The following is a 21,692-nucleotide window of genomic DNA, read 5'->3' on the forward strand; positions in this document are numbered from 1 at the left end:
ATGGCATTACAAGATAAATACGCAGATTTAATAAACCTTGCCAATTCATTAGGAACAAATGATTTAGCAGTAAGAGAACAAGATCAAGTCCTTTATATAGATGGAATAGTTTCAAATGGAGAAATTAAAGATCAACTTTGGGCAGAATATGATAAGATTGATCCAGATTTTAGATCCGGAGACTTAGTATTAAATATTAATGTTTCTCCTGATGCACCCTCTTCTGAGTATAAAGTAACTACTCAAAGTTCAAATTTAAATATTAGAAAAGGTCCGGGAACTGATCAACCCATATTGGGAAAAGCAGCCCATCATTCAATAGTTACTTTTTTAAGCAAATATAATGAGGAATGGTATTTGATACGTTCAGCAGAAGGAATTGAAGGCTATTGTAATACAGAATATTTAACAAAAGTTTAGAAAAACTAAAAATATTTTAAGAATTAAGGTTGCTTCAATAAAGGAGCAACCTTAATTTTTTTAAAACTAAAAATTTTTAAATTTGTTTATTAAAACTCATTAAAAAAATAAAGTATATGATAAAAGTATCTCCAGAAGCGGAAAAAAAAATAATAGAGTTAATGAAAGAAGATAACTTTGATCATTTGAAAGATTTTGTACGAGTAGGTGTAGAAAGTGGCGGTTGTTCAGGACTTTCTTATAAACTAACTTTCGATCATCAACAAAAACCAGAAGATAAGTTATTTGAAGATAAAGGAATTAAAATTTTAGTTGATAAAAAATCTTTTCTGTATTTGATAGGAACAACTTTAGAATATTCTGGAGGTTTAAATGGAAAAGGATTTGTTTTTAACAATCCCAATGCACAAAGAACCTGTGGATGCGGAGAAAGTTTCTCGGTATAAATTTTAAATTTTTTTTATATCCATTTTTGCTGTCTAAATATGAAACAAAAAGATAAGGTAGAATATTTAATAAAGGAATTGGGTAAATTATATCCCCATCCGGAACCTCCTTTAAATCATAAAGATATATTTACCTTATTAATTTCTGTTTTACTATCTGCTCAAACAACAGATAAAAAAGTAAATGAAGTAACACCAGAACTATTTAAAGTTGCTCCAGATGCATTTAAAATGGCACAAATCCCAGATTGGGAAATCAAAGAATATATTAGAGAAATTGGTCTATCAAATACCAAATCTAAAAACATATATAAGCTTTCAAATATTTTAGTTGAAAAATACAATGGTGAAGTTCCAGAAAGTTTTGAGGAATTAGAGTCATTGCCAGGAGTTGGTCATAAAACGGCCTCAGTAGTAATGAGTCAAGGGTTTGGTCATCCAGCTTTTCCTGTAGATACCCATATTCATCGATTAATGAAATTATGGAAATTCACTAAAGGTAAAAGCGTAGAGGAAACAGAAAAAGATGCTAAACGATTATTTCCCAAAAAATTATGGAACGACTTGCATTTACAAATCATTTATTATGGGAGAGAATATTCTCCAGCAAGAGGTTGGAGCTTAGAAAAAGATTATATAACAAAATATTTTATAGAAAATTAAATAATAAAAGATATGAAAAGTGTAACACTAATTTTTGGAACTTTATATGGACTAACCTCTGTAATTTTAGGAGCCTTTGGAGCTCATGCATTTAAAAAAATATTATCCCCTGATAAATTGGAAAGTTTTGAAACAGGAGTAAAATATCAAATGTATCATGCATTAGCATTACTTATAATAGGTTTATCTCTATCTTTTAGCACAAGTTTAGAAAAATGGGGAGCTTGGGGATTAATTATAGGAACATTTTTATTCTCTTTTAGTATTTATTTTTTATCATTTTCGGATTTCTGGAAAATGAATTTAAAATTTTTAGGCCCTATTACTCCGCTTGGAGGCTTTTTTATGATTTTAGGATGGGCATGTTTGTTACTATATTTTATTAAATGTAGATAAGTAACTTTTTAAAAAAGGCTTTATTTTAATTATAACAAACTCAGAAGATAGCATCAAGTAAAACTTAGAAGATTCCTTCTTCAACTCATTGGGATAAAAATTTTCATAAAGTCGAGGAAGGATATCACTTAAGTGTATACTTTTATGAAAATCAATATTTTCATAACAAGCAATATCTTGTTTATAAACAAAAGGAGCATAAATTCCAAAAGTTGGTTTTTGTAAAGCTTTTGTTATAGCTAAAAATCTACTATTATTACCAATAAAAAGAGTACAATTTTTCATTAGAGAAGCATATTCCCTAATGGATTTTCCAACAGGTTGCACAAATACTTTGGTATTAGAATTTAGCAAGGATAGAAGTTCATTCAATTCCTTATGTTGGTTAGGAAGATAATTCAATAACAAATCTGCTCTATAGTTACTCCATATAAAATCAATTAGTTTTGCCATGCTACCAATGGTCCATGTAGTATGCTTTTCAGTCCCAAAAATACCAAGCATTATGATAGGTCTTGTAAATTTTATTCCCGCATTCAACATAGTTGTTTTAGCCTCCAGAATTTCTTCTTGTGATAAAAATATTTTGGCTACAGGATCTATAGATATCGATTGGTCATTTAAAAATTGATCCAATACAGCTAAACGGTTTTCTAAGAGATTACAAGTTTGTGTGTTTAGCTTATTTACTTTAACTAAGCGATTAGTATAAAATTTATTAAGAATTGGAGTGTTATAACTTAATTTTTTTTGTGCTTTTGAAAAAAAAGTTAAAAAAATACTACTAAAGTTTTGTGATAAATCAATTAGAAAATCATAGCGCTCGCTTCGAACAAGCTTCATATACTTGTATAAAGATAAAACTGATTTAATGTGCTTATTATCAATGGCTATAATTCTATCTATAGATGGGTTTTTTTGAAGAACTCCCATATATTCTTTATTACATAAAAAATCTATTTTAATGTCTGGATAGATTTTTTTTAAATTATTAGGAATCACGCTGGAGATTAATACATCCCCAGCATGATTGTATTGTATTAGTAGTACTTTCACTTCAGATTATACAGAAACATTATTATCTCTTAAAGCATCATTTAAAGATGTTTTCTTATCAGTGCTTTCTTTTCTTTGTCCAATAATCAAAGCACAATTTACATTGTATTCACCTGCAGGGAATTTTTTTGTAATTGAGCCTGGAATTACTACCGAACGAGGAGGTACATAGCCTTTATATTCCACTGGTTTATCTCCAGAAACATCAATAATTTTAGTTGAAGCAGTTAATGTAACATTGGCTCCAATAACAGCCTCATTACCAACATGAACCCCTTCTACAATTATACATCGAGAGCCAATAAAACAATTATCTCCAATAATAACAGGAGCTGCTTGTAAAGGTTCCAAAACTCCTCCTATACCTACACCACCACTTAAATGCACGTTTTTACCTATTTGAGCACAACTTCCAACCGTTGCCCAAGTATCGACCATTGTACCCTCATCAACATAAGCCCCAATATTAACATACGAAGGCATTAGTATAACCCCACTAGAGATGTAAGCCCCTTTTCTTGCAACAGCATTAGGAACCACTCTAATTCCTTTAGATTCATAATCCTTCTTTAAAGGAATTTTGTCGTGATATTCAAAAATTCCAACTTCAATAGTTTGCATTTTCTGAATAGGGAAATATAAAACAACAGCCTTTTTTACCCATTCATTCACTTTCCATTCCCCATTTTCAAGCGGTTCAGCCACTCTTAATTCACCTGAATCTAGCAATTCAATAACTTCACGAATAGAATTTTTATTATTTTCCTCTGATAGTAATTCTCGGTTATCCCAAATACTTTCAATAGTATGTTGTAAGTTTTTCATCTTTCTAATTTTTATTAAATACAAATTTATAAAATTAAAAGAAAGTTCTTGAATTAAAAAAGAGGATTAAAATATTAATCCTCTTTTAAATTCAATTTATAAACATTATCTAGAAACCTTTATTTCTGATAAAATTTCGCCGGTTTTTGGGTTTTTAATACCATTAGCAGTAAAACCTCTGTCATCTTTAATAATTATATTTCTTAAATAACTGGTTTTAGCAGTTTGGAAAAAATTAATTTTTCTAAACGGTATACACAAACTAAAATTAAAATTATTGGAAGATATATTAGAGGGATTAATACTAATTTTTTTAGTTTCTAAAAAAGAACCATTATCTGCATAAACATCGTAAGACATTTCTAATTTTCCACTTAATTTTTTCCCATAAATAGGATATTTATAATCTAAAGAAGCATTAATACTAAACGAATTAAGTCCACTGCAAGGAAAGGTAGAAGCCTTACCCAATGATAAATTAGAAAATTCTATGGATTTATTAAAACTACCCAAATTCCAAAGTTCTTTATTTTCCTTAAACAATTCAGTGGTATAAGCAGTTACACCTAAAGTTTTAAAATAAAAAGTTGCAGAAGAATAGAAATTACCGTTTGATAAAAAATTAGAACTTTGAGTTGTGCTACCATTACCAATACTATAAGAATTTATTCCAAAAACAACATCTCCACTAACATCAAGAAGATTAGTGTCAAACAATTCAATTTTAGGAGTAATTGAAACTCTCATATCAGATGCAATCTCACCAATAATTTCTGTATCGTTGATTCCCTTAAATTGCATAGAATTTTCGTAAATGGGATGGCTGGTTTTTCCTGGAACGTTATTATAATAAGCAAAACCAATCTTCAAACTTCCAGATGTATTATAAGCTAAGAGCGACTTTTTTCCAAGATTTGCTTCAATTTCTGTAGGTATATTTATACTTTTAATACTTACTTTAGCAGGTAATTCCCCCAAAAATTCATTGGTAGGAATTTTAATATCAATACTAACTTTTTTAATCAATTCCAAAATATTATCAGGTATGTTATCTGCCAAATTATAAGCTACCTTTTTATTTATACCTCCTAAAAATGAAAAATAAGGACTAATATTTGAATTTAACACATAATAAACCTCTATTTGTTTAGGAAGTGGAAGATTTTTTTTAAAACTTAAAGACAGATGAACTGCTGATTTTACAGAGGTATTAGGATTCAAGGTAATTCCATCACGCGTAAACTCTTTTATAAAATCAAAATTAAAAAGAGAATAATTATGGTCAAAATCATTTATACTTTTTGCAGAAACTAAGGGAAGGGATTGTTGATCAGAAGTTGATTCCTTTATGTCCATTGAAAGATCCAAAGTACCATCTTCAAAAATATCCCCTAAATTAGCATTAACTGTTTCAATAGTAAATGAATTATTATTTTGAATTACTGAGGTAATCCTTTTAAAATAAGTATGATCCCCTGTCTGAATAAACAATACATTGCCAGAAATTAATTGATTACCAATTTCAGTTGAAATAACATCTAAACGAATGGTTCCAAGATTTAATTCTTCTGAAGAGCTAAGAATTTTTGCATTTTCAGAATTAATTTTAATCAAATTAGGATTTATTTCCAAGTTCTTTAGTGAATAATTAACCCCATCAATACTTCCTGTTCGATTAACTACTTTTCCTCTAGGTAAGTCGCTAGGAATTGAAACACTATCATTTAGATCATCCGAGCACGATGAATAAGTTATAAAGGAAACAAGAATTAATAATAAATAAATTTTTTTCATAAATTTTAATTGATTGTATTGTTGTTTAACATAAAATGATTAAGTACTCTAAATTTTTTAGAGTAAAAAACAAATTTATTAAATTATAATTTAGATAAAAAATTATTTTTCACTTAAAGACAATAATTATGATTATAAATAAATTGGTGTTATTTTTGTTCAACTAAAAAATTAAAATTTTTAAGGGATATGAAAATTGTTAAAATAGCATTATTATGTACCATAGGTGCTTTTGCAACGTCTTGTGTAAGTAAAAAACAATACGATCAAGCAAAAATTGATTACGCTTCATGTTTAGAAAGGAATGTTGATAAAGATAAAACAATCGCAACACTTCAAGAAAGAAATAAAGCCTTAGAAGAACAAATAAAATTGGTGAATAGACAAAACGATGCTTTACAGCAAAATTTAGCCGATTGTATGGTTACCGGTAAGTCTGGGAATGCAAATATTAATAAATTGATTGGTCAGATCAACGAATCAAATGCATACATTAAAAAACTAACAGAAGCCAGAGCTAAAAACGACTCTTTAAATTTAGTATTATCAAATAAATTAAAAAGATCATTGGATAATTTAAATGACAACGATGTAAATGTTCAAGTTCAAAAAGGAGTAGTATTTATTTCACTTTCTGATAATATGCTTTATAAATCTGGAAGTTATGAAGTTCTTCCTAGTGCAGAAGAAGTCTTAGCCAAAGTAGCTAAAATAATTAATGATTATAAAGATTATGACGTTCAAGTACAAGGATTTGCAGATAATGACCAATTTAAAAGTTCCACTTCATGTATTAGAGATAATTGGGATTTAAGTGTAATGAGAGCAACATCCGTTGTTAAGTTGTTACAAACTAAATTTGATGTTGATCCAGCAAGAATGTTAGCAGGAGGACATGGAGAGTATCAGCCAAAAGTTCCAAATGACTCACCTACCAATAAAGCAATCAATAGAAGAACAGAAATTATTATATTGCCCAAATTAGATCAGTTTATGGATTTAATGAATCAAAAAATTGCTGATTAGTAAAATTTATAATTAAAATATAACAATAAAAAAGCCTTCCATTCTAAGGCTTTTTTTTATTTTTGCACTTAATAAAAAGTAAAAATAGTTCAAGCATGGAGATAGTTGGTAAAATTAAATTAATATCAGAGATTCAAACTTTTGATAGTGGTTTTAGAAAAAGAGAAGTAGTTATTACTACAGAAGAACAATATCCTCAGCATATTTTAGTAGAATTATTGGGAGATAGAGTAGATATAATTAATTCATTTTCTGTAGGTGAAGATGTAAAAATATCAATTAATTTAAGAGGAAGAGAATGGGTTAACCCACAAGGAGAAACGAAATATTTCAATAGCATTACAGGTTGGAGAGTGGAAAAATTAATGACAACTCCATCCAACTATAATTCGCCTGTACCACCTTCCTTTCAAAATACTGAAATACCTTCATCACCAACAGCTATGATACAAGAAGATGAAGACGATGATTTGCCTTTTTAGATAGAATAAAAATCTAAGAATTCGAATCTATAGTTAATGATTTTTTTAACAGATAAACTAGAATTTCCTGAGGTTTCAAAAGCTAATTCTAATGGGCTCTTAGCTATAGGGGGTGATTTATCTGCCGATAGATTGTTGTTAGCTTATAAATCTGGAATTTTTCCTTGGTACAACAAGGATGAGATCATTCAATGGTGGTCACCAGATCCTAGATTTGTATTATATCCAAATAAATTAAAAATATCTAAATCAACAAAAAAAATATTAGAACAAGAATATTTTCAATTTACAGAAAATAAATGTTTTAAAAAAGTAGTTAGTCATTGTGCTTCAGCCAGTAGAAAGGGGCAATCAGGAACATGGATTACCAATGAAATGATTGACTCATACGTTATACTCAATCAAAAAGGTTTAGCAAAGAGTTTTGAAGTTTGGAGAGAAAATTTATTAGTAGGAGGATTTTACGGAGTTGATTTAGGCGATATATTTTGCGGAGAGAGTATGTTTTCCATCGTAAGCAATGCGTCCAAATGCGGATTTACTAATTTTGTAAACAAATATGCAAATAAATATAAGTTTATAGATTGTCAAGTCTATAGCTCCTACTTAGAACAGCTAGGAGCAATGGAAATCCCTAGAAATAAGTTTATCAATTATCTAAATTCTGAAACAATTAAAAATTTGCATTTCACGCAATAAATAACTAGTTTTGTTTGCTTAAAATACGTCTAAGTATTATGTCAAAAGAAAAATATGAAACTAAGGAGATCTTAGATACTCTTAATAGCACTGCAAGTAAAAGTGAAAAATTCTTACAGAAATATGCTAAACCCATTGGAATTTTCTTTGGAGTTTTAATTTTAGCAATTTTAGGCTATGTAATATATGATAATTATGTAGTTGTTCCTAAAAATGTAGAAGCCGCAGATTTAATGGTTAACGCCGAAAACTTATATGACGAAGGGAAAACTAAAGAAGCTTTGGGTGGTGGATCTAGTGGGATTTTAGGTTTTTCAGATATAGCGGAAGATTTTAGTAATACAAAATCCGGAAAATTAGCAAATTTATACGCAGGTTCCATTGAGTTTAAAAAAGGAAATTATCAACAAGCTTTAGATTTATTTCTAAAATTTGACTCTCAAGATAAAGATTTAAAAGCCGTAAAATACGGGGCAATAGCAGATTCTTATGTAGAGCTTAAGAATACAGACGATGCAATTAAATTTATGGAAAAAGCAGCCAATGAAAGTAGCACTCCTGCTACAGCTTATCATTTTGGGAAAAAGGCTGGTTTACTGGCAATGTCATTAAATCAAAATGAGAAAGCTTTAGGTTTTTTTCAATCTATACACGATAAATACCCAGATGTTGATCAATCCGGAGAAATTGAAGCTTATATTGAAAGATTAAAATATGCAACGGGGAAACAGTAAATATTATTAATAACAGTAAAAAGGGAAGAATTCATTTAATTCTTCCCTTTTTTAGTGTTTTTAAAATAAAAATAAAGTCTACTTAAATTTATTATATTTGTAATTATTACATTCAATAAAATAAGAACTGCAAAAACCTAAAAATGAATTTACACGAATATCAAGGCAAAGAAATATTATCATCGTTCGGAGTTAGAGTGCAAAGAGGAATCGTAGCCACAACGGCAGATGAAGCTTTTAAAGCAGCTCAAGAAATGACAGATAAAACAGGAACCAATTGGTGGGTAGTGAAAGCGCAAATCCATGCAGGAGGAAGAGGTAAAGGAGGAGGCGTTAAATTGGCTAAATCTTTAGACGAGGTTAAAGAAAAAGCTTCTGAGATTATAGGTATGAATTTAATAACCCCCCAAACTTCTAAAGAGGGAAAAAAAGTTCATCAAGTATTTATAGCGGAAGATATGTATTATCCAGGAGAAACCGAAGTAGAAGAATTCTATATGTCCGTTTTATTGGATAGAGGAAAAGGAAAAAATATAATTGTATATTCTACAGAAGGAGGAATGGATATTGAAACAGTAGCTGAAAAAACTCCCGAAAGGATATTTACGGAAGAAATAGATCCAGCCGTAGGGTTGCAAAGTTTTCAAGCTAGAAAAATAGCCTTTAATTTAGGTTTATCCGGAGCGGCGTTTAAAGATATGGTGAAGTTTGTGGATTCTTTATATAAAGCATATATAGAAAGTGATGCTACCTTATTTGAAATTAATCCCGTTTTAAAAACTTCAGATAATAAGATAGCAGCCGTAGATGCTAAAGTTAGTATAGACGATAATTCTCTGTTCAGACATCCGGATTATTTAAAATTAAGAGATGTTAGAGAGGAAGATCCAACTGAAGTTGAAGCTGGAGAAGCAGGTTTAAATTTTGTTAAATTAGATGGAAATGTGGGTTGTATGGTTAATGGAGCAGGATTGGCTATGGCAACTATGGATATAATCAAGCTTTCTGGAGGTAATCCTGCAAACTTTTTAGATGTAGGTGGTACCGCAGATGCTGAAAGGGTTGAAAAAGCTTTTAGAATTATTTTAAAAGATGAATCTGTAAAAGCTATTTTAGTAAATATTTTTGGAGGGATTGTAAGATGTGATAGAGTAGCCCAAGGAATATTAGATGCTTATAAAAATATGGGAGATAGTATAAAAGTTCCTATAATAGTACGTTTGCAAGGAACTAATGCAGAAATTGCAAAAAAAATGATTGATGATAGTGGACTGAAAGTATTTTCAGCCATTACTTTAGAAGATGCGGCTAATGAAGTTACCAAAGCTTTAGCATAAATATAAAATTCTTAGATATAGAATTTATTACAATAATTTTTGAATTAAAATTTTAAATTAAATAAAAAATGAGTTTTGTTGCAAAACTCATTTTTTTAGTCTTAAAAACTTATATTTGAATTAATTCTTATAATTTTGGGTTTTATACGCATTTTCACAATTTAATTTATTAAAAAAGACTTTATAAATTGTCAATTATAGAATTGATTAAATGATAGAATTAAAAAATATAACAAAAATATTTCAAGAGAAAACACTAAGGCACGTTGCGCTTTCAGAAGTTTCACTTACCGTTAAAAAAGGAGAAATTGTTGGAGTAATAGGTGAATCTGGAGCTGGGAAAAGTACTTTGATTCGTTGTGTTAATTTATTGGAAAGACCCACCTCTGGAGAGGTATGGGTAGACGGTAAAAATTTAATGTTATTAAATTCTTCTCAGCTAATTGAAGCTAGAACAAATATAGGTATGATTTTTCAAAATTTTAATTTGTTATCATCACGAACCGTATTTGAAAATATAGCTTTTCCATTAGAATTAAGGAAAACTCCTAACTCTGAAATAAAAAAGAGAGTTCAAGAGTTGGTGGATTTGATTGGACTAACCGACAAAATACACAATTATCCCGCAAGCCTTTCAGGAGGACAAAAGCAAAGAGTAGCTATAGCTAGAACTTTAGCGACCAATCCACAGGTATTACTTTCAGATGAAGCTACCAGCGCTTTAGATCCAACAACTACCCAATCTATTTTAGCATTATTAAAAGATATAAATAAGGAATTAGGAATTACCATACTCCTTATTACGCATGAAATGGAAGTAGTGAAAGAAATTTGCGATCAAATAGCCGTGATTAATGAAGGCAAACTAATAGAAAAAGGCAGTGTTTCAGAAATTTTTTCACATCCAAAAACGGAACTCACTCAACGTTTTATTTCTTCCTCTCTTCGTATTGATATCCCTATTGATTATCAAAAGAGATTGGTTTTAGAGCCACAATTGAATAAGCATCCTCTATTGAAACTTCAAATTACGGGAAATTCCGTAGATGAACCTATACTTTCAGAAATTGCAAGAAAATTTAATATAAACAGCAATATTATAAGCGCGCAAATGGATTATGCCGGAGGAATAAAATTTGGAGTTATGCTTACAGAATTTATAGGCGATGCTGAACAAGAATTACTAGCTATGGAATATTTAAAAAACAAAAATATAAAAGTTACACTTTTAGGATATGTATGATATAATAATTAAACTAGCAGAAGGTACTTGGGAAACCATAGTTATGACTTTTGTTTCAGGCTTTTTTGGCTTTCTTTTAGGGTTACCCTTGGGAATATTGTTATTTATTACAAGAAAAGGGCAAATCAAAGAAAATTTAGTTTTTAACCAAATCATTTCCATTTTAGTTAATATTTTCAGAGCAATTCCATTTATCATATTAATTGTTTGGATGATTCCATTCACACGTATGATTGTAGGTACTTCCATAGGAGTATCAGCAGCGCTAGTACCCTTAAGTGTAGGAGCAGCTCCATTTATCGCCCGAATGGTTGAAAATAGTTTATTGGAAGTACCTCAAGGATTGATTGAAGCTTCTAAGTCCATGGGAGCCAATTCCTTGCAGATAATAAAAAAAGTATTATTGCCAGAAGCATTGCCTTCGCTCATAAATTCAGCATCTATAATACTAATTACCTTAGTCGGATATTCAGCTATGGGAGGAGCCGTAGGTGCAGGAGGTTTAGGGAAAATAGGTTATCAAGACGGGTATGTGAATAAAGATACAACCATTATGAATTTTGTATTAATTTTATTAGTTTTACTAGTATTTATAATACAATTTGTAGGAGATTATCTTTCTAAAAAAGTAGATCATAGATAGAATTAAACATAAAAACATAGAAAATGAAAAGATTAACAATATTAGCTTTGTTAAGTGTAGCAGTATTAGCAATTTCTTGTAAAACAGAAAAAAAGAATAATCCTAATTTTATTAAAGTAGGTGTAGAATCAGGTCCAGAATTTGTAGTTGCCCAAGCAGCCCAAAAGGTAGCAAAAGATAAGTATGGATTGGAAGTAGAGTTGGTAGAATTTAATGACTATATAGTACCTAATACAGCTCTTAACGATGGAGATATAGATGCAAATGCCATTCAACACAAACCATTCTTAGACAATATAATAGAGCAAAGAAAATATAATTTAGTTCCTGTTGGAAATACTTTTATTTATCCTTTGGCAGGATATTCCAAAAAAATAAAATCCTTAAATGAATTGAAAGACGGCAGTACAATTGCAATTCCTAATGATGCTACGAACAGAGGGAGAGCTTTACTTTTATTGCAAAAGCAAGGATTGATTAAATTAAAGGATGAAAATGCATTAATTTCTGGTATTTCAGATATTGTATCAAATCCAAAAAATTTAAAAATTTTAGATATTGATGGACCACAACTTCCAACAGTATTAGATGATAAAGAAGTAGCTATAGCCGTAATTAACAATACATTCGCAGGTAAAGCTGGATTAACATTAGAGGATGGCATTTTTGTGGAAGATAAAAATTCTCCTTATATGAATATCATTGTTTCAAGAGAAGATAATAAAGATGCAGAAAATGTAAAAAAATTCGTTCAAGCATACCAATCCGATGAAGTAGAAGAAACAGCAAAAAAAGAATTTAAAGGAGGAGCCATAAAAGGTTGGTAAGATTTCGCTAAGCGAATTCATAAAATGAAATTTTTTTTAAAGTGGGTTAAGCGAATAATAATAGGGTTTTTTGTAAGCTCTATTATTGTAGTAATTGTATACAAATGGATACCGGTACCATTTACTGAACTTATGATTGAAAGGTATATTTTTAATGCAAGTTCAATTAAAAAAAAGTGGGTCCCAATTGAAAAAATATCTAATACAATTCAACTTGCAGTGGTTTCAAGTGAAGATCAAAACTTTATAAAGCATAACGGATTTGATTTTGAGGAAATAAAAAAAATTTTAGAAAAAGAAGGGGAACCCAAGAGAGGAGGTAGCACCATTAGTCAGCAAACGGCAAAAAATGTTTTTCTTTGGAACGGAAGAAATTTTATAAGAAAAGGGTTAGAAGCATATTTTACATGTCTTATTGAATTTATATGGGGAAAGGAAAGAATTATGGAAGTATATCTAAACGTTGCAGAATTTGGAGATGGTGTTTATGGAGTTGAAGAAGCTTCCCAAAAATATTTTCATAAATCGGCAAAAAACTTAACTAAGCCAGAAGCAGCTACCTTGGCAGCATTATTGCCCAATCCTAGAAGATATGGGAAAAATATAAATGGTAATTACGTCCAGAAAAGAAAAAAGTGGATACTTAGACAAATGGCTAATCTTGGAGGAGAATTAAAATATACACAGAATTAAAAGGAAACTTAAAAGAATGATCAAATATTCAATCATATTTTTTTTGATAGCGCAATGGTGTTTTGCACAGAACGCTGTTGAAAAAATTTACAATCCATCGGTAAATGGAATACAAATATTTAATTATCAAACCAATGATGAAACTCCCTTTTTTAAAATGGGGGATACATTTCAACTTTCCTTTGATATGTTAGATCAAAATTATCAGACCTTATATTATTCTATCAAGCATTTCGATAGAAATTGGGAAGATGATAATCTTTTTGAATCTGAGTATATTGTTGGTTATCCAATGTCACAAATCTATAACTATAAATCATCATTCAATACCCAACAAAATTATACCCATTATTCCATAGAGTTTCCTAATAATGATATGCAACCTAAAATCTCGGGGAATTATTTAATCACCGTTTATGATCAAAATCAAAAACCAATATTTAGTAAAAAAATAGCTTTTTATGAGACACAAGTTTCAGTAGGGGTAAATTATGAAAGATATATTTCCTCCAGCAATCAAGAGTACAATCAGCGAGTAATGGCTGAGGTTTTGGTCAATAATACCTCTAATATAATGGTCAATCAATTTTCATTAACCTTGTTACAAAACAATAATTGGAATACGGCTATAACCAATATAAAACCTCAATTTACCAGTGCAAATACATTTACATTTACTCAATTAGATAATACTTTTATAGGAGGGAATCAATTTTACAGCTTTGATACAAAAAATATCTCTGTACCAGGTTATGGGGTTTACCAAGTAAACAGACAAGCCAATTTTTATGAAACTTTATTGTACCCAGTAATTCCATATCCAACAGATTATGTATATAAACCTGATGTTTATGGGGCTTATTATTTTAGAAGGTTTGATTTGAATCAAGAAAGAAATGCAACTTATGAAGGAGATTATACCCCTGTTACCTTTTCGGTTAATTTAACCAATCCGTTGGAAAACAAAGATTTGTATGTGGTAGGAATGTTTAACAATTACCAACTTACAGATTCCAATAAAATGGAATATGATGAAGAAGAAGGATATTATGCCAAAACTATACTCTTAAAACAAGGTTACTATAACTACACGATTGCAACAGTAGATAGAAATACGCAAAAAATGGATTTAGGAGAAATTCCCGGTTCATTTTGGCAAACCATGAACTTATACCAAGGGCTGGCATACTATACACCTTTTGGTGGAACCTATGATGCGCTTATAGGTTACGGGGAATTGAGAATGACACAATAAGAATAAATATTAACAAAAGAACCTCAAATAATATTAGGTTTTATACTTTTGCTATAAACAATTAAAAATTAGAATAAAATTATGTATCCAATTATTAAAGACATACACCATTATGTAGGAATGGCCACTTTAGTATTTATATTTTTACTTACAGTAGTCGCTTTTATTTATTACATACAAGGAAGGGTAATCTCTGGACAAGTAAGAAAAGTTTCAACATTAGCTTTAATCCTAACACATACACAAGTATTAATAGGAATTGTCCTTTTAATTACTTATTTTAGCACATCACAAGTTTCTTTTGATATGAAAAATGCATTCCTTAGAAGAAACTACATGGAACATCCATTAACTATGATTATCGTAGCAATATTGATAACCATTGTAAACACTAAAATTAAAAAAATAAACGATATGAAATTTTGGATGGTTTTAGTGTTAGCTATATCGTTGGCTTTAGTTATAGGAATGATTCCTAGAGCTTTTTGGAATACTTTATTTATTTAGAAAATCTTTATAAAATATATAGAATGAAAATCGCAATTGTTGGAGTAAGCGGAGCTGTAGGACAAGAGCTACTCAAAGTTTTAGACCAAAGAAATTTTCCTTTAACAGATTTAGTACTTTTCGGATCAAAGAGGAGTGCAGGACAAACCTATGCCTTTAAAGGGAAAGAATATAAGGTTAATGAACTACAACATAACGACGATTTCAAAGATGTGGATATTGCTTTAGTTTCAGCAGGTGGAGGAACTTCATTGGATTATGCAGAAACCATCACTAAGCATGGAGCAATAATGATTGATAATTCTTCTGCTTTTAGAATGGATGATCAAGTGCCTTTAGTGGTTCCAGAAGTTAATGCAGAAGATGCATTAAATACACCTAAAAATATAATAGCAAACCCCAATTGTACAACCATACAAATGGTGGTATCTTTAAAACCCATTGAAAAATTATCTCATATAAAAAGGGTGCATGTGTCTTCTTACCAATCAGCCTCAGGCGCTGGCGCATCTGCAATGGCTGAATTGGAGCAACAAATAAAAGAAGTTGCCGAAGGCAAACCAGTGAATGTTGAAAAATTTGCCTATCAATTAGCGTTAAATTTGATTCCTCAAATTGATGTATTTACTGAGAATGGTTATACAAAAGAAGAAATGAAGATGTATAATGAAACACAAAAAATTATGCATTCAGACATAGAAGTTTCTGCCACTTGTGTAAGAGTTCCTGTTATGAGAGCTCATTCAGAAAGCATATGGGTAGAAACAGAAAAAGAATTGACAGTAGAAGAAGTTCGAGAGGCATTTCAAAATTTTGAAGGAATTATCGTTCAAGATAACCCTGAGGAAAAACAATATCCTATGCCGTTATTTCTATCAGGGAGAGATGAGGTTTTTGTAGGTAGAATAAGAAAAGATCTTTCAAATCCTAAAGGAATTGCTTTTTGGAGTGTAAGTGATCAAATAAGAAAAGGTGCAGCGCTAAATGCTGTTCAAATTGCAGAATATCTTATCAAAGATAAAAAGTAATTAATAGAATTATAGATTAATAAAGGGAGCTTTTATAAGCTCCCTTTATTTGTTACATAATTCTTTTAAAAAAGATATTATATGAAAGTAATATCTTTGGCTTATAAATAAAATCGAATTAAATTTATTTAATAGTACATAAAGAAGATGAGTTCATTAAAAAGTTTAAACCCCTACTTTTATAAACATAAAAAATTATTAATTATTGGTATCATATTTATTATTTTAGCCAATATTCTGACCATATACCCAATTAAGTTTGTAGGAAAAGCTGTTAATATAATTGCTGAAACCATTTCCAATCCCAAAAATTTAGATAAAAATGAACTTTATAGACAGTTGATTGTATATGGGTCAATAATAATTCTAGCACCAATCCTAACAGGTATAATGAGATTTTACATGAGGCAAACGATTATTGTTGCTTCAAGAAGAATAGAATTCGATTTAAAAAACAATATTTATAAACATTATCAAACACTATCCTACACCTTTTTAAAAAATTCAAAGGTTGGAGATTTAATGAATAGAATTAGTGAAGATGTAGTAAATGTTAGACAATACTTAGGACCTGGAGTTATGTATAGTATAAATACATTAATCTTGCTTATAATAATACTGGGCTGTATGTTAGCCACGGATCCTATTATGACCTTATATGCATTTATTCCCTTACCCTTTCTCTCCTATTTTGTTTATAACCAGAGCATAGTAATCAACAAAAAAACCAAAAAATCACAAGAAAAACAGTCAGAATTATCCTCATTTGTGCAAGATTCCTTTTCAGGAATAAGAGTGATTAAGTCATTTACAAAAGAAAAATTTATCATTTCTCAATACGTTGAAAAATCTAAGGATTATAAAGAAAAGTCAATATCATTAGCAACAACAGAAGCTTTTTTTTCTCCAATAATGGTTTTTATGATAGGTTTAAGTAATGTATTTATACTTTACATAGGAGGACAAAGATATATCCATGGAAAAATAGACGTAGGAACCATTACAGATTTCTTTCTTTATCTGAATATACTTATTTGGCCCTTTACAGCATTAGGATGGGTTACTTCAATCATACGTAGAGCAGAAGCTTCAATGGAAAGAATTAATGATTTTATGAAGGTAAAACAGGAAATAAAGAATATAAATCATGACAATTATAGTATAAAAGGGGATATTACTTTTGACAATGTAAGTTACACATATCCAAATACAGGAATAAAAGCTTTAGATTCTGTATCGTTCCATATATATGCTGGCGAAACTATAGTCATAATGGGAAAATCAGGTTCAGGAAAAACAACAGTTGCCTTGCTACTACTTCGTTTAATTGAACCCGATTCTGGAAATATTTATTTAGATGGTAAATTGTTGAAAGATCACAATCTAGAATTAATTCGTTCAAAATTTGGATATGTACCCCAAGAAAATTTTTTATTTTCCGATACTATATTTAACAACATTTCTTATGGAATTCAAAATGCAACACAACAAATTGTCGAAACCTATGCAAAAAAAGCAGAAATACATTCTAATATTTTGAAATTTAAAAACCAATACCAAACACATATAGGGGAAAGAGGAGTTACTCTTTCAGGAGGTCAAAAACAAAGAATTTCTATTGCTAGAGCTTTAATTAAAGATCCTATAATTTATGTATTTGATGATAGTCTCTCAGCCGTTGATACTGAAACGGAGTCAAAAATTTTAATAAATATATCGAAAGAAATAAAAGTAAAAACGACTATAATTATTTCGCATAGAATATCAACAACAAAATATTCAGATAAAATAATAGTTTTAGAAAAAGGTGAAATAAACCAAATAGGTTCACATTACGAGCTAATATCTAAACCTGGATATTATTTAGAAATCATAAATCAATCTAAATAGTTATACCTAAAAAAGAATTATATTTATTCAGGTATTTTTTATACTTTTGCTCTGTTTAAGAGGTAAATAAAGACCATTTATTAAAGTAAAAGAAAAATATAAATTATGATGAATGACTTTGAAAATGTAGAGAAGAAAGAAAACGAAATTTTCTCTAAAGTATTAAGAGCAGGAAAAAGAACTTATTTTTTTGATGTAAGAGAAACAAAAGCGGGTGATTATTATTTAACAATTACAGAAAGTAAAAAAAATGTTTCAGAGGAAGGTTCTTTAGGATTTAAAAAATTTAAAATCTATTTATATAAAGAAGATTTTAAAAACTTTAAAGATATTTTAGAAGAAACTACCTCTTTTATTATTAAAGAAACAGGTGAAAAGGTTATTTCGGAAAGACATAGGGATGATTTCAATCTGTTAACAGAGGATGACAATAATAAACATAATGTAAACAATAAAAATATTTCTAATTATACCAATATAAGTTTTGAAGATATTTAATCTTAGGAATATTTAACTTAAAAAAAAGGATATTAACATGGTTAATATCCTTTTTTTTAAGTTAAAAAAATGTTAATGAAAAATGTAAAATAGTAATAAACGTTAAATTTTTAACAAAAAAGTTAAATTATACAGCTAAAATAGAAGTACTTACATATTTTTGGGTACTTGCAAAAAATAATAAACTTTTCTTAGTTAAAAATGAAGTCATTTATAAAAATATTTTTAGTTTCTATTACAATCACTCTATCAACTACTTCATGTGTTTCAAGTTATGTAGCTAGAAATGATGGATATCTTACTACAGAAGCTCTATTAGCACATAGGACTAACTATTCCAAATCAAGCATAGAAGCAGAATCCAAAAATTTTAACGAGAATTCATCAGCTGTATTTGAAGAAGAAACGAGTGAAAAATCTTATTCTCAAGAAGCATATAAATTAATAGGAGAAGCGAAAACTTATTTAGGAACTCCTTATAGATATGGGGGTACTACAAGAAGCGGAATTGATTGTTCATCGTTTGTTCAACATGCTTTTAATGCTCTAAATATATCATTACCTAGAACTTCTATATTACAATCCAATGAAGGCAAAATTGTAAAAAAAGATCAACTTAAAAAAGGAGATTTAATATTTTTTGCACAAAGTCCAAAAAGTCGAATATCTCATGTAGGAATTGTAGAAAGAGTAGAGCCAGATGGAGAAATATATTTTATTCATGCATCATCTTCAAAAGGAGTTACCATATCGTCATTAGAGGGTGAATATTGGAAAAAAAGATATAGAACCGCCAAAAGAATTTTAGAATCAAACAATAATTTAGATAATATAGAAACTCAAAACATTCATAGCGATTTAGCAAAAGTTTCTTCTTAAAATTTTACAAAGGGGTGCTATTTTCAATAAAATGGCTGAGATTATACCCAATGAACCTGAGCAAGTAATGTTGCTAAGGGAAAAAAATAAAATCTCAAATCAAAAATTTGAGATTTTTTTATGTAATCTTATACATCCCCCTTTCTTTTTTATAAAATTAATAATATGAAAAAAAGGGATTACTTATTTATCATGTCCTGTCTAACAGGATTTATTTGTGTTCAATCACAAGAAAAACAAGATTCAATTACAAATCTTTCTAATGTTGTTATCCTAGGGAAAGTACCTATTAGTAAAGAGCAAGTAAAAAAAAATCAAATAGAGAAAAAGAATTTAGGTCAAGATGTACCCTATCTTTTAAAAAATAACCTATCTGTCGTATCCTCCTCAGATACAGGGAATGGTGTGGGATATACAAATATGAGAATACGAGGGAATGATCAAACTCGAATTAATCTAACCTTAAACGGTGTACCGGTAAATAATGCAGAATCTCAAGGGCCTTTTTGGATAAATATGCCAGATTTAGCCTCATCAATGTCCAGTATTACTATACAAAGAGGAGTAGGAACTACCACTGAAGGTGTTGGTTCATTTGGTGCCAGTATAAATGTTAAAACACAAGAACCATCCAATAATCCATATTTTCAAACAGATCAATCCATAGGATCATTCAATACTCATAAACACACCTTTGGAATAGGTACAGGAAATTTGTTAAATGATCAGTTAAAAATAGATGCAAGAGTTTCATTTATAAAATCTGATGGATATGTAGATAGAGCCTATTCAGATCTTTTTTCATATTACACGCATGCAGTTTTCAAAAAAAATAAAACTCGTATTGGTGCATTAGTTTTTGGTGGAAAAGAACAAACCTATCAAGCATGGAACGGTATAGATGAAGAAACTTTAAAGAAGAGAAGAACATTTAATACATCGGGTGCAATATATGGCTCAAACGGAGAAATTGTAAGATTTTATGACAATCAAATTGATCATTATTTACAAAATCATTATCATCTTTATCTAGATCAAGAAATTAATTCCATTTGGCAGTTAAAATCAACTTTATTTTATACAAAAGGTAAAGGGTACTTTGAAGAATACGGTCAAAATTCAAAACTAAATGATTATAAACTAGCGCCAATCAATATCAATGGGATTACAATAAACGAAACAGATTTAATAAGACAGCAATGGTTAAATAATGATTTTTATGGGATAGTTAATAGCTTGCTAGGATTCTATAAACGTTGGACCATTGAACTAGGCTTAGGAGCCAATGTTTATCAAGGTCAGCACTACGGAAAAGTTATATGGGCACAAAATTTTTCAGATCAGATCAATGGACATGAATATTATAGAAATAAAGCCAAAAAAGAAGATTTATCAACATATGCAAAAGCTATATATAAGCTAAATAAAAAATGGGAATTTTTTGGAGATATTCAATATAGATTTATTAATTATGAAGGTCATGATGTTCAAGGAGGAGAAAGTTTATATAAAAATGGAGGGGAATTAAATTTTGATAAAAATTATAATTTTCTCAATCCTAAAGTTGGAACTACTTATAAATTAGAAAAAGAAGATATTTACTTTACCTACGGAATTGCACAGAGAGAGCCTACAAGAGATGATATACTAAATAATAAAGACATTAAACATGAATTAATGCACAATGTAGAAGTAGGTTTAAGGAAAAATACCTTACCCTTTTCCTATACAGTTAACTGGTACGGCATGTACTATTTAAATCAATTAGTATTAAGCGGAGCTGTTAACGATGTTGGAAGTTTTATAAGAGAGAATAGCGGTAAAAGTTATAGAACAGGAATTGAGCTATCAGCCTCATATTTAGTAAATACAAAATTATTGCTTTCAGCCAATTCTACAGTTAGCATAAATAAGAATATTAACTACAAAAAAGAAGAAGGGTTATATACTGTAGACTTAGGCAATACAGATCTAGCGTTTTCTCCAAATTATATTGGAAATTTAATCATTGAATGGAAACCCATAAAAAATCTATCAGCAACACTTTCCAATCAATACGTTAGTAGCCAATACCTAACCAATGAAAATCAAAAAAATGCAAAACTAGATGGATATTTCACCTCAGATATTGTAATACAATATAGTCCTACCCTACCCAAACTTAAAGACTTTAGTTTAAAACTTGCCTTAAATAATATATTTAATGCAACTTATATCAATAATGGGTATTATTACGACCATGTAGCCTATTATTATCCACAAGCAGGATTTAATATTTTAACAGGGATAAGCCTACGTTTATAATAAGAAAAAATGTAAAAGTTTATATAGCTTATAATTCCTATTTTTGC

At 29.5% G+C, this 21,692-nt stretch carries 23 protein-coding genes; 20 read left to right on the forward strand and 3 right to left on the reverse strand.

From position 1 onward, the window contains the following. From ETU08_RS03670 to ETU08_RS03685, 4 genes are all read left to right on the forward strand, one after another. Nucleotides 1-420 (forward strand): SH3 domain-containing protein, encoded by a 420-nt coding sequence (locus tag ETU08_RS03670; protein ID WP_146261658.1) that lies wholly within the window; start codon nt 1-3, stop codon nt 418-420. Between the two features lie 116 nt (nt 421-536). Further along, nucleotides 537-866 (forward strand): HesB/IscA family protein, encoded by a 330-nt coding sequence (locus tag ETU08_RS03675; RefSeq protein ID WP_146261659.1) that lies wholly within the window; start codon nt 537-539, stop codon nt 864-866. Between the two features lie 39 nt (nt 867-905). Further along, nucleotides 906-1,529 carry an endonuclease III gene (gene nth, locus ETU08_RS03680; RefSeq protein ID WP_146261660.1) on the forward strand — a complete coding sequence of 208 codons (624 nt, stop codon included), beginning with the start codon at nt 906-908 and terminating at the stop codon, nt 1,527-1,529. Nucleotides 1,530-1,541: 12 nt separating this feature from the next. Next, nucleotides 1,542-1,925 (forward strand): DUF423 domain-containing protein, encoded by a 384-nt coding sequence (locus ETU08_RS03685; RefSeq protein WP_146261661.1) that lies wholly within the window; start codon nt 1,542-1,544, stop codon nt 1,923-1,925. On the opposite strand, the gene ETU08_RS03690 is transcribed toward ETU08_RS03685, so the two are convergent. The 3 genes from ETU08_RS03690 to ETU08_RS03700 all read right to left on the reverse strand — a co-directional run bounded on the left by ETU08_RS03690 (nt 1,902) and on the right by ETU08_RS03700 (nt 5,600). Beyond that, nucleotides 1,902-2,981 carry a glycosyltransferase family 9 protein gene (locus ETU08_RS03690; RefSeq protein ID WP_146261662.1) on the reverse strand — a complete coding sequence of 360 codons (1,080 nt, stop codon included), beginning with the start codon at nt 2,979-2,981 and terminating at the stop codon, nt 1,902-1,904. The two genes, ETU08_RS03685 and ETU08_RS03690, sit on opposite strands and share 24 nt — an antisense overlap. Nucleotides 2,982-2,987: 6 nt before the next feature. Then, nucleotides 2,988-3,806: a 2,3,4,5-tetrahydropyridine-2,6-dicarboxylate N-succinyltransferase gene (locus ETU08_RS03695; protein ID WP_146261663.1), complete on the reverse strand. Its 819-nt coding sequence runs from the start codon at nt 3,804-3,806 to the stop codon at nt 2,988-2,990. A gap of 105 nt (nt 3,807-3,911) precedes the next feature. Continuing rightward, nucleotides 3,912-5,600 (reverse strand): hypothetical protein, encoded by a 1,689-nt coding sequence (locus tag ETU08_RS03700; protein WP_146261664.1) that lies wholly within the window; start codon nt 5,598-5,600, stop codon nt 3,912-3,914. Nucleotides 5,601-5,789: 189 nt separating this feature from the next. Between ETU08_RS03700 and ETU08_RS03705 the strand changes: the two genes are divergently transcribed. The 16 genes from ETU08_RS03705 (at nt 5,790) to ETU08_RS03780 (ending at nt 21,645) form a co-directional block, all read left to right on the forward strand. Continuing rightward, nucleotides 5,790-6,626, forward strand: a complete 837-nt coding sequence (locus tag ETU08_RS03705; RefSeq protein WP_146261665.1) for an OmpA/MotB family protein — start codon at nt 5,790-5,792, stop codon at nt 6,624-6,626. A 95-nt stretch (nt 6,627-6,721) separates the two neighbouring features. Continuing rightward, nucleotides 6,722-7,108 (forward strand): DUF3127 domain-containing protein, encoded by a 387-nt coding sequence (locus ETU08_RS03710; RefSeq protein WP_146261666.1) that lies wholly within the window; start codon nt 6,722-6,724, stop codon nt 7,106-7,108. A gap of 36 nt (nt 7,109-7,144) precedes the next feature. Next, nucleotides 7,145-7,807 (forward strand): leucyl/phenylalanyl-tRNA--protein transferase, encoded by a 663-nt coding sequence (aat, locus tag ETU08_RS03715; protein WP_146261667.1) that lies wholly within the window; start codon nt 7,145-7,147, stop codon nt 7,805-7,807. Between the two features lie 38 nt (nt 7,808-7,845). Continuing rightward, nucleotides 7,846-8,541, forward strand: a complete 696-nt coding sequence (locus ETU08_RS03720) for a tetratricopeptide repeat protein (protein WP_146261668.1) — start codon at nt 7,846-7,848, stop codon at nt 8,539-8,541. Between the two features lie 143 nt (nt 8,542-8,684). Then, nucleotides 8,685-9,878, forward strand: a complete 1,194-nt coding sequence (sucC, locus tag ETU08_RS03725; RefSeq protein ID WP_146261669.1) for an ADP-forming succinate--CoA ligase subunit beta — start codon at nt 8,685-8,687, stop codon at nt 9,876-9,878. Nucleotides 9,879-10,089: 211 nt separating this feature from the next. Then, a complete protein-coding gene (gene metN / locus ETU08_RS03730; protein ID WP_146261670.1) occupies nt 10,090-11,121 on the forward strand; it encodes a methionine ABC transporter ATP-binding protein MetN in 1,032 nt (343 codons plus the stop codon). Then, nucleotides 11,114-11,764, forward strand: a complete 651-nt coding sequence (gene metI, locus ETU08_RS03735) for a methionine ABC transporter permease MetI (protein WP_146261671.1) — start codon at nt 11,114-11,116, stop codon at nt 11,762-11,764. Before metN ends, metI begins: the two co-directional genes overlap by 8 nt. Nucleotides 11,765-11,787: 23 nt before the next feature. After that, nucleotides 11,788-12,591 carry a methionine ABC transporter substrate-binding lipoprotein MetQ gene (gene metQ, locus ETU08_RS03740; protein WP_146261672.1) on the forward strand — a complete coding sequence of 268 codons (804 nt, stop codon included), beginning with the start codon at nt 11,788-11,790 and terminating at the stop codon, nt 12,589-12,591. Nucleotides 12,592-12,615: 24 nt separating this feature from the next. Beyond that, the gene (gene mtgA, locus ETU08_RS03745; protein ID WP_146261673.1) at nt 12,616-13,284 is read left to right on the forward strand and encodes a monofunctional biosynthetic peptidoglycan transglycosylase; all 669 of its coding nucleotides are present in this window, start codon (nt 12,616-12,618) and stop codon (nt 13,282-13,284) included. Nucleotides 13,285-13,300: 16 nt separating this feature from the next. Continuing rightward, nucleotides 13,301-14,539, forward strand: a complete 1,239-nt coding sequence (locus ETU08_RS03750; RefSeq protein ID WP_146261674.1) for a type IX secretion system plug protein — start codon at nt 13,301-13,303, stop codon at nt 14,537-14,539. An 81-nt stretch (nt 14,540-14,620) separates the two neighbouring features. Then, complete coding sequence (locus ETU08_RS03755) at nt 14,621-15,046, forward strand: hypothetical protein (RefSeq protein ID WP_146261675.1); 426 nt, start codon at nt 14,621-14,623, stop codon at nt 15,044-15,046. Between the two features lie 23 nt (nt 15,047-15,069). Further along, entirely contained in the window at nt 15,070-16,074 is a 1,005-nt protein-coding gene (locus ETU08_RS03760; protein ID WP_146261676.1) for an aspartate-semialdehyde dehydrogenase, read from the forward strand. A 147-nt stretch (nt 16,075-16,221) separates the two neighbouring features. Further along, the gene (locus ETU08_RS03765; protein ID WP_146261677.1) at nt 16,222-17,964 is read left to right on the forward strand and encodes an ABC transporter ATP-binding protein; all 1,743 of its coding nucleotides are present in this window, start codon (nt 16,222-16,224) and stop codon (nt 17,962-17,964) included. A 108-nt stretch (nt 17,965-18,072) separates the two neighbouring features. Then, nucleotides 18,073-18,462 carry a DUF3276 family protein gene (locus ETU08_RS03770; protein WP_146261700.1) on the forward strand — a complete coding sequence of 130 codons (390 nt, stop codon included), beginning with the start codon at nt 18,073-18,075 and terminating at the stop codon, nt 18,460-18,462. 201 nt (nt 18,463-18,663) lie between these two features. Further along, nucleotides 18,664-19,341: a C40 family peptidase gene (locus tag ETU08_RS03775; RefSeq protein WP_146261678.1), complete on the forward strand. Its 678-nt coding sequence runs from the start codon at nt 18,664-18,666 to the stop codon at nt 19,339-19,341. A 165-nt stretch (nt 19,342-19,506) separates the two neighbouring features. Next, nucleotides 19,507-21,645, forward strand: a complete 2,139-nt coding sequence (locus tag ETU08_RS03780) for a TonB-dependent receptor (RefSeq protein ID WP_146261679.1) — start codon at nt 19,507-19,509, stop codon at nt 21,643-21,645. Nucleotides 21,646-21,692: the final 47 nt, after the last annotated feature.

This window comes from Apibacter muscae (assembly GCF_007845635.1).
Classification (GTDB): domain Bacteria; phylum Bacteroidota; class Bacteroidia; order Flavobacteriales; family Weeksellaceae; genus Apibacter; species Apibacter muscae.

What these genes read in the sequence shown, in the direction of transcription:
- ETU08_RS03670 (WP_146261658.1), top strand. Translation starts at nt 1, where the DNA reads ATGGCATTACAAGATAAATACGCAGATTTAATAAACCTTGCCAATTCA.
- ETU08_RS03675 (WP_146261659.1), top strand. Translation starts at nt 537, where the DNA reads ATGATAAAAGTATCTCCAGAAGCGGAAAAAAAAATAATAGAGTTAATG.
- nth (WP_146261660.1), top strand. Translation starts at nt 906, where the DNA reads ATGAAACAAAAAGATAAGGTAGAATATTTAATAAAGGAATTGGGTAAA.
- ETU08_RS03685 (WP_146261661.1), top strand. Translation starts at nt 1,542, where the DNA reads ATGAAAAGTGTAACACTAATTTTTGGAACTTTATATGGACTAACCTCT.
- ETU08_RS03695 (WP_146261663.1), bottom strand. Translation starts at nt 3,806, where the DNA reads ATGAAAAACTTACAACATACTATTGAAAGTATTTGGGATAACCGAGAA.
- ETU08_RS03700 (WP_146261664.1), bottom strand. Translation starts at nt 5,600, where the DNA reads ATGAAAAAAATTTATTTATTATTAATTCTTGTTTCCTTTATAACTTAT.
- ETU08_RS03705 (WP_146261665.1), top strand. Translation starts at nt 5,790, where the DNA reads ATGAAAATTGTTAAAATAGCATTATTATGTACCATAGGTGCTTTTGCA.
- ETU08_RS03710 (WP_146261666.1), top strand. Translation starts at nt 6,722, where the DNA reads ATGGAGATAGTTGGTAAAATTAAATTAATATCAGAGATTCAAACTTTT.
- aat (WP_146261667.1), top strand. Translation starts at nt 7,145, where the DNA reads ATGATTTTTTTAACAGATAAACTAGAATTTCCTGAGGTTTCAAAAGCT.
- ETU08_RS03720 (WP_146261668.1), top strand. Translation starts at nt 7,846, where the DNA reads ATGTCAAAAGAAAAATATGAAACTAAGGAGATCTTAGATACTCTTAAT.
- sucC (WP_146261669.1), top strand. Translation starts at nt 8,685, where the DNA reads ATGAATTTACACGAATATCAAGGCAAAGAAATATTATCATCGTTCGGA.
- metN (WP_146261670.1), top strand. Translation starts at nt 10,090, where the DNA reads ATGATAGAATTAAAAAATATAACAAAAATATTTCAAGAGAAAACACTA.
- metI (WP_146261671.1), top strand. Translation starts at nt 11,114, where the DNA reads ATGTATGATATAATAATTAAACTAGCAGAAGGTACTTGGGAAACCATA.
- metQ (WP_146261672.1), top strand. Translation starts at nt 11,788, where the DNA reads ATGAAAAGATTAACAATATTAGCTTTGTTAAGTGTAGCAGTATTAGCA.
- mtgA (WP_146261673.1), top strand. Translation starts at nt 12,616, where the DNA reads ATGAAATTTTTTTTAAAGTGGGTTAAGCGAATAATAATAGGGTTTTTT.
- ETU08_RS03750 (WP_146261674.1), top strand. Translation starts at nt 13,301, where the DNA reads ATGATCAAATATTCAATCATATTTTTTTTGATAGCGCAATGGTGTTTT.
- ETU08_RS03755 (WP_146261675.1), top strand. Translation starts at nt 14,621, where the DNA reads ATGTATCCAATTATTAAAGACATACACCATTATGTAGGAATGGCCACT.
- ETU08_RS03760 (WP_146261676.1), top strand. Translation starts at nt 15,070, where the DNA reads ATGAAAATCGCAATTGTTGGAGTAAGCGGAGCTGTAGGACAAGAGCTA.
- ETU08_RS03765 (WP_146261677.1), top strand. Translation starts at nt 16,222, where the DNA reads ATGAGTTCATTAAAAAGTTTAAACCCCTACTTTTATAAACATAAAAAA.
- ETU08_RS03770 (WP_146261700.1), top strand. Translation starts at nt 18,073, where the DNA reads ATGAATGACTTTGAAAATGTAGAGAAGAAAGAAAACGAAATTTTCTCT.
- ETU08_RS03775 (WP_146261678.1), top strand. Translation starts at nt 18,664, where the DNA reads ATGAAGTCATTTATAAAAATATTTTTAGTTTCTATTACAATCACTCTA.
- ETU08_RS03780 (WP_146261679.1), top strand. Translation starts at nt 19,507, where the DNA reads ATGAAAAAAAGGGATTACTTATTTATCATGTCCTGTCTAACAGGATTT.